Source organism: Bacteroidota bacterium, assembly GCA_020161395.1.
In the GTDB taxonomy this organism is placed as follows: Bacteria; Bacteroidota; Ignavibacteria; order Ignavibacteriales; family Ignavibacteriaceae; genus UTCHB3.
In genome coordinates, this window is the sequence record JAIUOE010000010.1 from 22,127 (window position 1) to 39,678 (window position 17,552).

Annotated in this window: 8 protein-coding genes; 3 read left to right on the top strand and 5 right to left on the bottom strand. The window is 38.7% G+C overall.

Features of this window, described 5'->3' with window-relative positions; translation table 11 throughout:
* The first annotated feature begins 18 nt into the window (after positions 1-18).
* Both LCH52_13950 and LCH52_13955 read left to right on the top strand, forming a co-directional pair.
* A complete protein-coding gene (locus LCH52_13950; GenBank protein MCA0389588.1) occupies positions 19-1,734 on the top strand; it encodes an ATP-binding protein in 1,716 nt (571 codons plus the stop codon).
* 135 nt (positions 1,735-1,869) lie between these two features.
* Complete coding sequence (locus tag LCH52_13955; GenBank protein MCA0389589.1) at positions 1,870-2,421, top strand: hypothetical protein; 552 nt, start codon at positions 1,870-1,872, stop codon at positions 2,419-2,421.
* A 99-nt stretch (positions 2,422-2,520) separates the two neighbouring features.
* On the opposite strand, the gene LCH52_13960 is transcribed toward LCH52_13955, so the two are convergent.
* The 5 genes from LCH52_13960 to LCH52_13980 all read right to left on the bottom strand — a co-directional run bounded on the left by LCH52_13960 (position 2,521) and on the right by LCH52_13980 (position 15,885).
* A complete protein-coding gene (locus LCH52_13960) occupies positions 2,521-5,004 on the bottom strand; it encodes a M12 family metallo-peptidase (GenBank protein MCA0389590.1) in 2,484 nt (827 codons plus the stop codon).
* Positions 5,005-5,798: 794 nt separating this feature from the next.
* Entirely contained in the window at positions 5,799-7,403 is a 1,605-nt protein-coding gene (locus LCH52_13965; GenBank protein MCA0389591.1) for a T9SS type A sorting domain-containing protein, read from the bottom strand.
* A 745-nt stretch (positions 7,404-8,148) separates the two neighbouring features.
* On the bottom strand, positions 8,149-9,708 hold the full coding sequence (locus LCH52_13970; GenBank protein MCA0389592.1) for a T9SS type A sorting domain-containing protein: 1,560 nt from the start codon (positions 9,706-9,708) through the stop codon (positions 8,149-8,151).
* Between the two features lie 222 nt (positions 9,709-9,930).
* Positions 9,931-14,178, bottom strand: coding sequence for a T9SS type A sorting domain-containing protein (locus LCH52_13975; protein ID MCA0389593.1), 4,248 nt, complete (start codon positions 14,176-14,178; stop codon positions 9,931-9,933).
* 630 nt (positions 14,179-14,808) lie between these two features.
* Positions 14,809-15,885, bottom strand: coding sequence for a peptidoglycan DD-metalloendopeptidase family protein (locus LCH52_13980; GenBank protein ID MCA0389594.1), 1,077 nt, complete (start codon positions 15,883-15,885; stop codon positions 14,809-14,811).
* Between the two features lie 165 nt (positions 15,886-16,050).
* On the opposite strand from LCH52_13980, the gene LCH52_13985 reads away from it, so the two are divergent.
* Complete coding sequence (locus tag LCH52_13985) at positions 16,051-17,547, top strand: FAD-binding oxidoreductase (protein MCA0389595.1); 1,497 nt, start codon at positions 16,051-16,053, stop codon at positions 17,545-17,547.
* The last annotated feature ends 5 nt before the right edge of the window (positions 17,548-17,552 follow it).

The following is a 17,552-nucleotide window of genomic DNA, read 5'->3' on the forward strand; positions in this document are numbered from 1 at the left end:
AAATTTATGAGCCGAAGAATGAAGAAGCGAATACCATCAAAATCCTCAAATTATGCAAGTTTGATAGAAGAGAATATTTATTTTGTTGACAAGACGAAATATATCAGGACTTTAGAGTCGATCAGCGATAAATATGTGTTTTTTCTTCGTCCGCGCAGATTCGGGAAATCTCTCACCCTTTCCATGCTTGAATATTATTACGGCATTCAATACCGGGAAAGATTTGATGAGTTGTTCGGCCAATACTTCATCGGGCAACCGGGAAATACAACCCCCCTAAAAAACAGTTATTATATATTAAGCTTCAATTTCAGCGGAATAGGTACAGATGTCAGGGAAGAAATCAAGAAGAAGTTTGAAGTCGAAATAAGGACTGCTCTTAAAGGTTTCATGTACACATACGGTATAAGTAGTGAACAGGAAATTAATGAGTATTTGAATATTGATGGCAGCAGTGAGCTGTTAAGAAATTTTATGTTGATATTTAAAAAATACAGATCAGAGGGGAAAATTTATCTTTTGATCGACGAATATGACCATTTTACGAATGAATTATTCTCCTTCGACGAAGTTCATTTCAAGGAAGTTGTTTCCCGCAACGGATGGGTCAGGAAGTTTTATGAGGTAATCAAACAGTTCATGGGTGACGGAATAATCGACCGGTTCTTTGCAACAGGAGTAACTCCCGTTACACTCGACAGCATGACGAGCGGATTTAATGTCGCAAAAAACATCACACTTGACTACAAATTCCACAATACGGCAGGATTTACTGAATCAGAACTTTGGGGTATGATTGAAAATACCATCTATGAAGAGGGAAAGTTCGATATTGAGACGGTAATTTCAGATATGCGTTCGTGGTATAACGGCAGTAAATTCTCTTCAGAAACTACTGAGAGATTATACAATCCTCAAATGGTAATTACATTTTTGTCAAGATTCGCTGATAACTTCAAGTATCCCAAAGAAATGGCAGATCAAAATGTAACATCTGATTACAAAAAAATATCGAATATTCTCGCTCCTCTGTCAAAAGATGAATCTGATGAAATAATATCGGGTGTTCTGGAAACAGAAAGAACCACAGAACAACTGACAATTCAATACAATTTCGAGTTGCCCTATACAAAAACCGAAGCGGTCTCTTTATTATTCTACAACGGCTTGCTTACAATCGAAAATGAGATGTTTGGCAAATACACATTTGTGATTCCGAATTATGTAATCAAACAGATGTATTGGGAATATTTCAGGCATCTTTTCACAATGTCCAAAAACATAAGATTTGATTCATCAAAAATAATTGATTCAATCATAGAGATGTCATTAAGAGGGAAGATAGATCAGCTTGTTGCTTATGTCCATTATGTTTTGAAAAACCTTTCAAATCGCGATCTGCAAAACTTCAACGAGAAGAATATCAAGATGATCTTCATGACTTTGCTGATGGGGAACAATGCATATTATGTAAAAAGCGAGTATGAGAACAATAATGGATATGCGGATTTACTTCTGATTCCAACTAAAATTAATCCGGGAAAAGACAGCTTCCTTTTGGAACTTAAATACCTCAAAAAAAGCAGCAAAGAAAACCTGAAAACCGAGAAGGAGAAAGCACTCGATCAGGTTTCGAGGTATAAAGCAGAACTTGCTGACAAAGGGGTTTTTTGCAAGTCATTTGCGATAGTGTTTGTTGGGAAGAGTGAATTTGTGATAGCGGAAGTTTCATAGAAAACAGTACCACATAATCCGGCCCCATTTGAGACAGTATGTGAAGTCTTGACTTTAACCAAATAAATGGTTATGTTTGCATGTGACGAGTGTCCAGTATTTTAAAAGATACTCGAAATAAACCGGAGACATATCATGAATAAATTCAGATCAATTCCGTTTTTCCTTTCGCTTTTACTGTTTACCCCTCTGTATGCCCAGGAATCGATAATCATTTCACTCCACAAAGTCGACTCGACCGATTATTACATAATACTCGAAAAAAATGTAAATCTCTCCGAACTTTGGCTGAGAGAAAAACCATTTGCCAAATCGAACAATGACATTAAACTCGCTGTCATCGAAACAAAACTGACAAAAGAGGCATCAAAACTTGTTGTCCGGCAGCATCATCACTTGAAAAACAATATGATAGATGCCGGCAGGGCGCAACCTCTTGGAAGTGGAGTCGCATCGGTGAACGGTACCGATAATGAGTTGTTGCCTGTTTGTATGGTCTTCCTGACGCCGAACATGAATCAGAAATTTGTGAAGTTCATAGAAGAGGACGGGATTATAATTGCAGACAACTTTAAGAAGTTTGACTATGGTGATCCAAAGGATGTGACAATGAAAGGTCTGATACCATCAGATCTGGCGGAGGTGGCGATTGCCGAGGCGTGTAAAGATTACAGTGTTGCGAATTGAGTAAACGATAAAATCAAAAGAGCACACAAAGAAACTTCTCTGTGTGCTCTTGAGTTATTAATTCTTCAGGAATTCAGCCATCAGCCGTCATCCATCATCCTATTTCAGCAACATCATTTTACGGGTTGCGCTAAAGCTTTTCCCATTGACCGACTGTGCCGTAATTGTATAGAGATAGATTCCACTGTTCATTTTCGAAGCATCGAAATCAACTTTGTGCCAGCCGGTTGCAAAATTGCCATTCACGAGTTCTGCCACTTTATTACCCACCACATCATACACCGTAATTCTGACATTCGAGGCCTCAGGCAGGCTGAACGAAATCGATGTTGAGGGGTTGAACGGATTCGGGTAATTCTGTGATAAAGAGAAGGCATCAGGATTTGAAATGTCAGCGTTCACTTCATTCGAGAATGAGAAAGAACCGTCAAAATCGACCTGTTTCAGACGATAAGTATAGCTTCCTGCTGCAAAAGGCTTGTCGCTGAATGAGTAGTTTGAAATTTTAGTGGTTGTTCCGTTACCTGAAACGAAACCGATATTTACAAACTCACCGTTGCCGGATTTTCTTTCGATCTCGAATCCTTTGTTGTTGGTTTCGGTTGCAGTCGTCCAGTCAAGAACCACTGTCCCGTTATTTGAAGTTGCCGAAAAAGCAGCGAGTTCAACCGGAACCGGTTGAGTGATCGAAAAATTAGCATCAGACACATCGTAGAAGATATTATCAGCCGCTTCGATATAGAGTCTTGCAGTAGTAGTCTGGATATTCGGGAGATTCACAATTGCAGCACCATTGTTCGGAACAGGTCCGGCAACATTGGTGAATGTATTTCCACCGTCGGTTGTCACTTTGATATTGACATTCTGGCAATTGACAGGGGCTGTATTTGTGCTTGCCACATCCCAGGTAACCGTAACAGGTGAAAGTGCAGGAATCGAAACATTGGTATTAGGATATGTAACTTTAAAGGGAGCCGAACCTGCCACGGCAAACGACATCTCCTGGAACGCATAATTTCCGGCACCCGGATTGTTGTCTCTGACAATCAATCTGAATTTCAGGTTCCTCGCATAAGAAGGAAGAATTTCGCCAAGAACCTGTGTACCGCTGAAAACATTGGCTCTTTTCGGGAACCAGCGGGTTCCACTGACCACAGGATCAAAACTTCTGAAAATAGGTGCATTTCCCGAAGGAGTGTTTGGATGTGTGGATGGACCTAAATCATACTCTTCCCAGCAGTAGGTCAGAGTTGTGTTATCCACATCCGAAGCAGCACCGGTAAGTTTAAATGGTGTGTTAATTGGAATGGTAAATCCACCTGTCGGGAATGAAGTGATAACAGGTTTTTCATTTCCGTTGGTGACAGAAACTGCACAGTTGTTACCCGTTCCGGCGATGAAACTTGAAATTTCCGCCATGCTTCCGCTGTGGAAATAGTCATCGGAGTTATTCTGGAGATCGGGAGGGCAGATACCTGCGTAACCCATGATAGTGGCTGCACTTCCGGGTTCAAAAGCTGTTGAAGCATTTCTCTGGCAGTTGTTGTTCTGCGTATGGTTGGCACCGAACTGGTGTCCCACTTCATGAGCTACATAATCTATGTCAAAAGGATCGCCGACAGGAGCAGGACCACCGGTAACACCGCCTGCTTTACTCGAACCGCAAACACTTGCAAGGTAGGCGACACCACCGCCACCTGTGCTGAAAACATGGCCAATATCGAAATTTGCTGATCCGATTACACTGTTAAGATTGGTTATGTTTTGTCCAAGCATCGTCGAACCATTGTTATTGGTATATGGATCAGTGGAAGCATTGGTGTAAACTATCAGGTTGTTGTTTGCAATCAGAATCATTCTGACACTAAAATCCCGTTCATAAACCTGGTTTACTCTGTTCACAGAAGTAACTATCGCCGCCATTGCGAGAGCTACAGTACCTCCATGAAACGAAGTATATTCACCTGTGGCTGCCATGGCAAGGCGGTAGGTTCTTAGTGTACCTGCCGCAAGTCTTGCACCCGAGGGGGGAGCGGGCGATTCTTCATTTACGAGACAGACACTTTTTGATAATTTATCCTGTGAAGGGGAGAAATCTTTTCTGAAATATGAAATGTGGAAAATCGAATTTCCTTTTGCATACGGGTCAATAAAGATGGTACCTTCGGAAGTGAATATCTGGGCATGAAATCCGTGAGGAGTAAGGTCAAGTCTTGCAGAATATGAATAATTATCGATAGATTTTGCGAGATAAGTTCTTATTTCAGGATATTTTTCCGCGAGAGCAGGTTCCATTACCGGTGAATAATAAATTTCAAATTTGGAGTAATTTCCGTTAGGCAACGGGAGTTCGAGAACGGGCACCTTACCGGCAGTATATGAAAATTCAGGGGGAGCGGTTGCAAGAAACTGAGAAATGGATGATTTATCCAGCTCCAAAAGTCTGTACTGTTCTACAGTTATCTGTTTATCCAGCCCGGATGGCAGACTGTTTCTGTTAAAGTCTTTCCAGGGGTTCAAACTCAAACCCTGTGCGACAACAAACGGGACGATTAAAAAGAAGAAGATAAAGATTCTCTTCATGGGGGACCTGTCATGTTAATAAATGAAAAAGTGGAAACTTAAAGTTCTTAAATTCTCATCATATGAACAAACGATTTATCGAAAAAAGAAGGTTTTTATTGAAAAAAAATTGTGAGGTCAAGAATTTGGAGGTGTCAGTGGATATTAGCACGATCGAAAAAATGGTACGGAGAATGTCGTTTATTCACTCCGGTAGCAAACATGAAACAAAATCTCAATAAGGGCATGCAATAATTTTACTTTTCGATTTTGGTTTCTTTACTCTGATCAGGAATTTTTTCATTTTATTAAAATCTCTAACTTTGTGTGTAAATTCGAAACGGTAGAATAGAAATATTTAACCAAAATTTAAAATATGCGTCAACAGATTGCAGATTTTGCATCGTGTTGAGTCAGGAACATTTGTAGTCTGCCAAATTTGAGAAATAAAATGAATGAGATTCAATTACGCAATAAATTACAAGAACTTCTTTCTTTGCCCTCCGAAAATGAGGTAATTGAGTCTTAATAAAAGAAAAATCAAAAGAAATAATCTGTCAGTCTAATCGATTTAAAGGAAAATAGTGCGTTTACAGAATGAAATCAAAAGAAGATGAAAAGTAATAAAAAGGAAAACGCCCAAGCCTTGAATCACTGGATGATACATTATTATTAAAATTTAATTTCATCAAAGTCATCTTCGTAATATGGAGATATAAAATAAGCTCCCGATTACTCAGGAGCTTAAAAGAAATTTTCAAGAATTCTCACCTCTTCAGTAATACCGAAGGCATCTCTTCGGGAGTGGTGAGGCCTTACTTCATCAAAAGCATTTTCTTGACTGAAACATATTCACCGGCATCTAGTTTATAAATGTAGAATCCGGATGCGAGATCACCTCCACCAAATTTTACATCATAATACCTGCCTGTTTCTGCCGTACCATCAAACAAAGTGGCAACTTCAGAACCAAGTGAATTGTAAACTTTTAAGGTTGCCTTGGTATCTTCTTTTAGAGCAAATCTAATTGATGTCGCAGGATTAAATGGATTAGGATAATTTTGTTCCAAAGCAAATCCATTAGGAAGATCATCAACTAAAACTTCAACCTCAGGACTGTATTCAAACTGGCCATCATTATCAATTTGTTTTAATCTGTAAGCAATATTTCCAGTTCCGACCGGTTTCTCAGAATAGGTATAAAATTTTGGTGAGTTGGTGGAACCGTGCCCTTCAACAAATCCAATCTTGATCCAGTCAGAAGCCTCTGATTTTCTCTCAACTTCAAAACCGTAGTTACTAACTTCTGTTGCAGTTTCCCATTTTAAGTCAACAAGACCGTTTCTGATTGTAGCATTGAGGGAGGTTAGTTCGACGGGGAGGGGAGTTGCACCTCCAGAGAGAGTAGCGTTAGTGATCGTGGAACTAAGGGACCCCCCCGCAATGGTTAGTGATGAGTTGTCAACCAAAACTCCCTGGATAGCACCAGTTGCGTTCTCAGCTAAATCACATGTAACGAAGAACCAGTTATAATACGATAACGCCTTTGATAAAGAACTAAAAACTATATTATTACCTTCACCCGGATCTACGGCCACAGTCGTTCCAATCTGAGTACTTGTTAAAGGATCGAAATCAATGTTATCACTGCTTGCCCATAGCTTGAAGTTCGATACACCTGTCCTCGTTCCGTTTAGTTTAATCGTGGCCCCGGTTAGAGTAGAACCTTCATTTAAGTCATCCAAATAAAAACGACCAAATGGTTGGTTGATAGAACCCGGCACTCCTTCATGGGTGTATCCTGACCCGCCTGTAAATGTGATCGCTGCGAACTTATAAAAGGATAAGGCACTTGTGGGAGACGAAGTATATGGCTGGCTCCAAGATGTTATGGTCACAGCTGGATTTGACAAAGCATCTACCGCACCGTCAGTAGCTCCACCTCCCGAAGAGTAAACATCAAAATAGAAGTCGTCGCCTGCGTTCAAACCGATAGATGCAGATGTTACTTTCATGTTAATAATGCTTTGTGCGCCAGGTGTAATAGAAAATTCACTCAGGGGTGAATTTAGGTTCCAAGAACCATTGTACTGCCACAATTGAGACCCGCCACCACCATCAACCCAGGTACCACACCAGAAATCCATACCGCCATCGGTGGAGTTTAGTTGAATAGGTCTTCCCCAACCATTCCCGGTATTGGTAGTGGGAAATATACTTCCTGAAGAAATACCGATCATGAATTTCCCCCAGTCAGTTGTGCTGAGATTTCCGTTAACCGTAAGTTTGAACAAAATATCGGTTGAGGTATTTGATAATTCCAATTTAACGATATCAAGCGTGCCATTGCCGGTACTAAGTCCTGGATCAATATCACCTATCGCATCAACATAGATCTTCTGCGCCCAAAGTTGGGGCACCAAAGACAAGATTATTAAAAGCCAGTAAAAAATTTTCCTCATAGTTTTTCTTCTCCTTATTAAGTGTTAACCATACACCAATAGTATTTTCAATTCCTCAACAATAGAGGATATGAAATTAGCTCAACTATCCAAAATCATCCTGTTCAACTTCAGGCATAACAAAAAGCAGAAACAAGTCGATAGTGGCTTGAACAAATTATATATGTGTTGTTTACGGTAGAATGGTTTGACCTCTATCAGATCAAGTTACGAAGGAGCTAAATAGAGTGAAGAGAATCCCGGGTACAGAATTTAAAAGTTGGCTGTTTTTCCCTCACTAACCAAATTTAATGATGTAGGAATCTCTGATATAATTATCTAATAGAAAAAGAATACCTCCGGTTTTAATAAATGAAAATTCCTCACATAACCTAAATTAAAAATAACATTTTTTTATTTATTTATTTGTCAAGAGATTTTTCTAAAATCTAACATTTTGTCAAATATTTTTAGCTTATCTCCTGGATAGGGTAAGTTGAAGCGAGAACAATATTATCTTTGAAATATCTCAAAAGCGGGTGTATCTTAGTACATTCCAGTTTGTTCGAAAAATTAACCTTATTCAATTACTGAGGCTTATGGGTACAGACTCTTTAATCTGCCATGGTTGAGTCTACTGGAACTTATCTGGGTGAAAGGTTATTTTTTCATTCTGAAAGAAAAGCGGGCTTTAAAGGTGGCCCGCTTCTCACGTTTAATAACATTATTTGAGAAGAATCAGTTTCTTTGAGTCACTAAATTGTCCCGCTTTTAGTCGATAGATGTAAACACCGCTGGGTAATTTACCGGAATTAATTGTAAACTGATGTTTACCGGCACTCATGGTTTCATTAATCAATGTCATTACTTTCTTCCCTTCAGTTGAAAATAACTCAAGGATTACATGACCGGTAAGGGGTAAAACAAAACTTATTGTCGTTGAAGGGTTAAAGGGATTCGGGTAATTTTGTGAGAGAGTGAAATTCATATCGTCCGAATTATCATACTCCAATCCGGTTGTTATATACTGGTATGTTGCTGTTGCAGAGGATGAATAAATATAATAATAAGACTGTCCATTGTTATATGAAAAACGGATGTTTATTTGTGAACTAACCCAACTGTTATTTGACCATGAATAGTGTTGGCCGGAGACTGTATTTCCGTTATTGTCGTATGAATAGGTGTACTTCTCAGAATTTAGCCATGCATTATTCTGCCATAATTCTCGCAGGATAGACAATCGATTTCCGTTGTTGTCATAGCTATAACTGTTCTTCCTGTCATTTACCCAGTCATTATTCTGCCAGAGTTCATACAAGGAAGTCAGCCAATTTCCGCTGTTGTCATAAAAATAAGTGTTCTTTTCGGAATTTACCCAGTCATTATTTTGCCAGAGTTCATATACAGAAAAAATGAATTTCCCATCGCTGTCGTAGGTATAGGTGTACTTATAAGAATTTACCCAGGCATTATTTTGCCAGACTTCATACAAGTATGTCAGCCAGTTTCCGTTATTGTCATAGGTAGAAGTGTGCTTCCAGGAATTTACCCAGGCATTATTTTGCCAGAGTTCGTACAAGTAAGAAAGCTTCTTCCCGTTGTTATCATAAGTAGTAGTGTACTTCTTGTAATTTACCCAACTATTATTTTCCCATCTCTCATCCAACCATGTCAATTCATTTCCGTTGCTGTCATAGGTAAAAATCCACCTAAGGTTATAAACCCATGCATTGTTTTGCCATTTTTCATACAGATCAGTCAACCTGTTTCCGTTGTTGTCATAGCTATAAGTGTCCTGATAGTAATTTACCCAAGCATTGTTCTCCCATCTTTCAGACAGCTCGTACAATAGATTTCCGTTGATGTCATAGATATAACTGTACTTCCCGAAATTTACCCAGGCACTGTTTTGCCATTTCTCAACCAACCGCGTCAGAATATTTCCATCGTTGTCGTAGGTGTCAGTGTACTTCCAAGAACTTACCCATGCATTGTTTTGCCATTTTTCCTCCAATTCAGTCAGCCTGTTTCCGTTATTGTCATATGTGTAGGAGTAGCGAATTGTATCTCCCACAAGTGTAAGCATGACATATTTACCTGCTGTAAAATTGGATTTATTTTGTTTTGTTCGACCGTATTTTGGTTGATACATCTCATTAGATCTGGTAGGATCTTGAATTCCCTCTTTGATTTTGTAGAAATCCTTCGTCATATCCGGCTTGTTTCCACGGTTGCCATGATCAATGTCACGGAATTTTAGGGAATATTCTGATTGCCCCATGACAACAACACATAGGGCAACAAATAATAAGACCATTTTTTGTAAAATTATTCTCATTTTAATTCTCGAGGTATATTTATTGTATTGTTATTAAATCAATAATAACTAATTGATGCTGAACAGACTATAGCCAATTCTGAAACAGTGACAGAATTCGTTGCCCTGCCTGAAGCCGGGTTTTGTCTTTCCCGGCTTGTTTTGGGCGGAGCGTAATAACCTTGCTTATTTTAATACTATCATTTTTTTCGTATTCTGAAATCTCAGCCCACCTTCAAGTGCATATGCCTCAAGTGAATAGAAATAAACTCCACTTGCAAATCCTGATCCATCAAATTCGATTTCATAATTATTTGCTTCCTGTATTTCATTAACAATTTGCCTGACCATTTCACCTAAAGAGTTATAAATCCGAATATTTACCGTGCTTGTATTTGGGATGGAATACCTGATCTTTGTTACTGGATTAAACGGATTGGGAAAATTTTGAAATAAAGCAAAATTCTCAGGAACACCATGAAAGTCAACTTGTATGGTTGGTGTATAAGTAAATGATCCATCATAATCAATCTGCTTTACCCGATAGAAATACAGATCGTCTTCCATTGGAGAATCGATAAAACTGTAACTTCTCGGTTTGGTGGTAGTTCCATTCCCGTCAATAAAACCTATCTTGGTAAAATCTTTCCCATTTTGGGCTTTCCTCTCAATTTCAAAACCTCGATTATTTGTCTCTGTTTGAGTTTCCCATTTCAATGAAATTTTATCTCCACTCTGGATTCCTGTAAAAGATGTCAATTCAACTGGCACAATCTCCTCCCCCCTTATTTTGAAATAAATTGTGTCAGCTAAATTATCATAATGCACTATGATATAGGTGTCACCATCGGCCATTGCTGAAAGTTTTTTTTCTGCATCATCATAAACAAATATTGACGGATTCTCAAATGTTACCTTTAACTTGGTACCAGAAGTCCCGACCTTACTTATAAAATTCGGGAAATACAAATTCATATCAAGATAATAATCTTGTGATGCAACCAGATAAACAAATTTATCTTCTGACTCAAGATCGAAAGGGATATCGTTTGATTTTACCACAACAGGGACTGATTTGTTTACAATTTTTATTGAATCACCCATAAAATAATAAGCAAATATGTAAACTTTTTGGGTGTCAAGCCGATTATTGCTCACTCCGAGTTCAAAATTATAGTTAAATTGGGGGATAGTGTCTTCAACCAACTGGTCTTGGTATCTAATTTCAATTTTCTTTAGATTTACAGTATCTTCCAATTCAAATAGCAAATTGAATGTGCTATCAATAAATAATGTACTGTTGAGTTCAGGTTGAAATATCTCAATACCTGAACTATCTGCAACGATATTTACATGAGATGGTGCGATTCTAAAATCAGAAATAGTACGAGTTGTAGCAGGAATTGGACCCCACTTATTTGAATAAATGGACATGTCTAATAGACTGCTTACTTTTTCAGCAGAAACATCTACAACTGCATATGAACCAAACAAAGATGAGTGTACATAGTAAGGTCCATATGTGACATTATCCGAGGTAAGGGAGAGTCCTGAGAGCTGACTGTTAACCAAAACAATGATATCTGAGTTCGCAAAGGAATTGGGAATTGGGTCTTGTGCAGGAACCGCCGAAAAATGCGAATCCCATCTTTTAAGTAAATCGTAAGGTTTTTTTACATCCAGAAAGAATAATCTCAATAAATCAATTAATGTCTTATAAAATTGACTATCCCATATTGCATTTGCTGCCAATTGTGAAAATGTTTCGGGCCCCGGGATAAAATCGCCTACAAAAACATGTGATTTATATATGGTTTGATTGAAGGAGTGCTGATTTACTCTTAAATCCTCAAATGCAGGGTGAACCTTCAAACCATCACTAAAACTCCAATTATAAAAATCTTTTAGTAGAAGAGCAAGTGAAACCTCAATCAATGAGGCAGGAGGTTTAAAGTTAACTAACATGTTAGCTAAGGGTGAACCTTTATGCGGGGTATCTAATGAAATAAATTTATTAACAAAACCTTTCCTATAGTTCTGTCTGTCAGAGAAATTGTAGGGAAATATTGTTTCTGCGTATCGTAAAATACTGCCCCCCATGCTATGTCCAACATAATAAACCTGATTAGTTGCTATTTTATGATGCATTCTGTACTGCTTAATATAAGCGGGAAGTGAGTAGTTTGGATCAGCATTGAATAAAATATTTTGTGCATTAAGGTCAAAACTTCCTTTATTATCGATCTCAAGTTTATGAATGGTGAACTTTCTTAAATTTGGTTCTTTGACAAAACTATTCCATGTAGAAGTTGTGCCATTCAATCCATAAACTAGCACCAGTTGTGGGCGCTGAACAATAACTGGTTTTGTTGTTTGCTCTATTTGTCCGTTTGAATATTCTACTTCGATATGAATGTTAACTTTTCTTTCCTGAGTATTTTCAGAAATTGTCCCATCCAAGAAATCGTCAGGTGCCACATACCAACAATAGAATGAATTGGGTGGATGCTCATTACCATTTGCAGTTATTTGATCGGCAGAATTTGCCTCATCGCTGTAACTTGATATATTCGTTGCTTCTTTTAGTTTCCCCAGTATTCTTGTTTCGGTGTTTGAGTTCTGATCACTAAGTGTGAAAGTCACTCTTTCAATTGTTGTTGTAGGGTTTGAAACTTTTATATAAAATCTGCCTGTTCCATCAGCAACAACTCCAATTGGGGGTTCGCTTGGCCGAGGATAAGAATAATCCCAAAGATATTCGACTTTAAAATTTACAGAGGTTGCTGCGCTAATTTGTAACTGGGCATTTTCAGTCTGACGGTTTGGGATCAAACCATCTACAACTCTTAGAAAACAACTTCCTTCGTTTGGGATATTGACTACTTTACTTAAAGTCACACTTTTAAATTTATCATCAAATCCGGAAATAGATGAAATAACCTGCCAAGGTCCGTTTATACTTAAGGCTTTCTCGATATCGTATGAATACGCTCTTTGATTACCGCCGGGTGGGTTGTCATTTGCAGGAATTTCCAGATCAAGTTTGTCATTCCACTTCACTAAAATCTGATCGTTTGTGTTTGCCTGAGAGACAGGCTCAGGACTAAGAAGAGTAAAATACGAATTGTTTGATGGAGCTGAAGCAATAAACGATTTGTGGTTCGAAAAATTTCCTGTAAGCATATCTTTGCAATAAACGGAATAACTACCCGGTTCAGAAATCAGAACTGGATTGGCAAATTCACCTAAAGAATTTGTTGGTACATTCAAAAATAAATTAGATCCATTATTTGAATTTATTCGGACTTGAACTCCACTGTTTATTGAAAATTTTATCCCTGAGATCGAAACTCTTTCACCAACATTAATCATTGACGAAGAAAGAAAAATTGTCGGGGTTACCGCCACGATATTTGTCGAGAAATAATTTGGTTGTGAAAAAGGAATCCAATTATTTGCAATTTTTGCACGAACGATCCAGAAGTAAGTGGAACCATTATTGATCAACCCTGACGGTATCGGAAAGCTGGTATTTGGGATGTTATCATTTCCATAAATAAATTCATACCTGTTGCCAATTTTTTTATACAAGTGCAAACTGTAAAGTGTTGCATTTCTGACACTAAACCACAAACAAGTAGGAGTTAAAGTTGATATTGTATATCCGGGTTCTGTACCATTTCCAGGTGATACCAAAGTCACCAACCCCTCATTGAAATATGAATTAATCTCTGAAGCATTAATCGATCTGTTAAAAATTCTTATATCATCGATCGATCCATTTAAATGTTCGATAACCCCGGGTGTATTAACTCCCATAGTGAGACTATTATTATTCGGTATTAGTGACCCGGAAGTGGCCACTGAGCCTATAAGTTCATTATTTACATAAGTGTTGATTACAGAACCATTCCAGGAAACGGCAATAAAATACCATCGTTGAAGTTGGAATTGATAAGAAATTGTTGAGTTTATAGTTGCGTTTGAGGTATAAAACCCGATAAAAGTTTGGTTCAAGAGAATTTCATACTGAGGACCATCCGCTGATACGGATTTGCATAAAAATGGAGCAAATCCATTGTCCCAAGAATTGATGTATATCCAACCACAAATTGCAATTCCATTTACGGGTGAAGCCAAGGATGGAGAATTTGCGATTTCAATTTGACCATCAATTCCGTTGAATGCGAATGCAGAGTTTGGATTGCCAAATCTGTCGGCTGTAAGATAGGCACCTCCACTGGCGACACCATGGTTGTCATACCCACTCACATCATTCAGGTTTCCATTAAATGGGTAATATGCTACTATTGTATTGTCATTAGATTTAGGAGAGATTTTGTGATCGCCGGTAGCATTGCCTGGGTTGGTATTTATCGCACTGACACTAATAGTCAGACAATAGAGTGTTGCGAGTAGAAATATTATTTTCATTGGTTACTCCGTCAATATTCTTGTTACAGAGAATTTATCCCAAAGCTAAAATGACCTTGGTCATCCAAACTAAGAGACCTTGTATCACGAAAGAATTGTTGAATTTCATTTCAACAAACACTATGCTTAAAAAATCAATAAAAATCGCAAAAAATTGCAATTACTAAAAAAGAAAAATGTCATTGTTTACTCCATATTTGCTGTTTTAACTATCTAATTTTAAATCAGTTACAAAAAAAAGTTAATGGGATCTTATAGATTCCCGGGGCAACCATGAGTAACATGTAAAAGGATCTTTTGCAGGATAGTGATTAACGGTCGGGATTTGAACCAAATCCTCCATGGAAGAAATCTCAAGTTTCCGGAATAGAACAAAAAGAGGGGAAGCGCTTGTCACCGGGAAAAGCAACAATGCTTTAATTAACCATTTTAACATGTTAAGCAATTTATTAACTTATAAATTTTACAATCGATGGTTAAAATAGGAATTATTTAATTAAAAAAGAAATTCTTTTTAATGATTGGAAAAGTTTTTTTATTAAATCATTATCCTTAAGTAGTTAAACGAGGAACGATGAAAAAGATAAATATTACAACAATCTCCCTGGATCAACGATTTATCATTTGCCTTCATTTACTCAAAGTCATCTTTATTATACTTTGATTCTTTCCAGCAATAAGCCTCAATAGGTAGATACCCGAAGGAAGATTTGTTGCTTCGAATGTGATGGAGTGGTTCCCCGCCGGCAATTCTGAATTAATAAGAGTTACAATTTCTCTTCCCATTACATCATATACAGTTCCTTTAACTACAGACTGTTCAATTAGAGTGAAGTTGATAACCGTTTCAGGATTAAACGGATTTGGAAAATTTTGTGACAAAGCAAGCTCATTAGGCAACACAATCTCATCTCTAATATCTGAAGGTGGATCTGCACTTACGACCTGGCCTGCAGCGACTGTTACGACCCGGGAGTAAGCTCCTCCGAGAGCGGTAATAGTGTAAGTTCCAGGCTTCACATCACCAATTCCATAATTCTCATTGTAAATATCATCGCTTCCCACATAGGGGTCTCCAAAGTTGTAGGTAAGAGAGTATCCGTAAGTCGTGTAAGGAGGTCTCGGCTTTGGGTCGGGAGAAATATCGACACGGGTGCTGTTCGGAGCATTTGGTACCCGACCATAAATTGCGCCCGTTCCGGTCATTCCCGCCCACAGTTCGGCGTTTCTTCTTGAACCGGGGGTAGCGTAGGTGGCGGTATTCATTCTAATTTCGAAGTGGAGGTGGGGTCCGGTGGAATTACCTGTATTTCCTGAAATTGCAATCGGATCACCCTGTGCAACCGTTGCTCCCGAAGTTATCAGTGGTCTTTGAAGATGCATATAGAGCATGTATACGGTTTTATTGTTCCACATCGCGCGGTGGGTAATGTAGTTCCCTCCACCACCTGGTTCATAGCCACCGACTGTATCAGAGGGGTTATACCCGACAAAGGTTATTACTCCATCTGCTGCAGCGAAGACGGTATCATATCTTGCTGCAATATCGATACCAAGGTGTGCAAGCGCATTATTCCCATACCTCGGCTCGCCATAAAGGTATGAGCCGTTGGTTTGAATATTATCCTTTACCGGTCTTTTAAATCTAAAAGACTGGGCAGTTGTCACGGAAACAAGGATCAATAAAAACAAAATCGACTTTTTCATACAATCTCAATAAAATGATAAAGAAAGTTAAGAAAATAATTGCAGAGATTGCAAATAGTATTAATTTTGACAATTAAAACATCCTGAATTTTAATTACCATATTGAAATCCTCATTCTTTTCGTGCTGGCAGGAATGACTGGAGGTTCAGAAATGAAGGCAGAAAATGTTTACTAAAGTAAAATTCAATTCGCACAAAGAAGAGATACAGGAATGGTTGCATGACGCCTCAAATTTCAAGGGTGACTGCGACACTGTCTTCTTTCCAAAAGACCACCACGAACTTAATTCACTCCTCAAAAAATCCCATGCTGACAAAATAAAAGTAACAATTTCCGGAAGCCGAACAGGACTTACAGGCGGGTGCGTTCCTCAGGGGGGAATTCTGATTTCAACTGTGGGAATGAATACGATCTGGAAATTCAACAGAGTAAAAATGATTGTGACCTGTGATCCCGGAGTTCTGCTCAGTGATCTGCAGGCTTACCTGAAAGAGCGAGGTTTCTTTTTTCCTGCGGATCCTACTGAAACATTTTGCACAGTCGGGGGAATTGTCGCCAATAATTCCTCCGGTGCCCGTTCGTTCAAATATGGTCCAACAAGAAATTATGTTGCGGGAGTGTATTTGATGCTTCCGGATGGAGATACGATCAGGATGCGAAGAGGAGACATAACAGACAAGAGGGGGGTCTTTGCAGCAAAAACACTTGAAGGGAAAGTACTTAACATCCGTCCGCCGCGCTTAAAAGTGCCGGCGGTTAAAAATGCAGCCGGCTACTACAGCAAAGAGGGTGCCGACCTACTCGATCTTATTACAGGTTCGGAAGGAACTCTCGGGGTAATTACGAGAATCAAACTTAATGCGCTTCCGATTCCCGAAAAACTCCTTTCGTGTGTTGCATTTTTCAAAAATATCGATGACGCACTTCAATTTGTTTCTGAAAGCAGAGCCGAGGGGAGAGGAATTAACGGTGATCCGGAGATCGACCCTGTAACAAACACTTGTGGGTCCCTTTCCGCCCTTGAGTTTTTTGATGCAAATGCTCTGCTTTTCCTGAAAAATGATTATCCCAATATCCCTGAAAATATGGAGGCCGGCGTCTGGTTTGAAGTGGAGACGACAGAAAATACGCACGATGAAGTAACCGCATACTGGTTGAACAAACTTGAAAAATATCACTCGAGTCCTGAAGATGCATGGTACGCAGCCGACGACCAGGATGCTGCGAAAATAAAAGAGTTCAGACACGCAATCTCCTACAAGGTGAACGAATACATTACGCAAAACGGGTTTTATAAACTTGGTACAGATACAGCCGTGCCAGTCGCTGAGTTCGATGAATACTACAAATATTCCGTAAATCTGGTAAAAGAGAACGGACTTGATTATGTTGCCTACGGGCATTTTGGTGACTGCCACCTTCATCTGAACATGCTTCCAAAAAACGAGGAAGAATTTGCCAAAGGGAAAGAGATTTATCTTCAACTTTGCAAAAAAGCCGTGGAGTCAGGAGGAACCGTCTCAGCAGAACACGGAATTGGTAAGCTCAAAAAAGAATACCTCAAACTGATGTACGGGGAGTCCGGGATTGCCGAGATGAAACGGGTGAAAAGATATTTTGATCCATCCAACACTCTGAATATCGGAAACCTTTTTGACTGAAATTT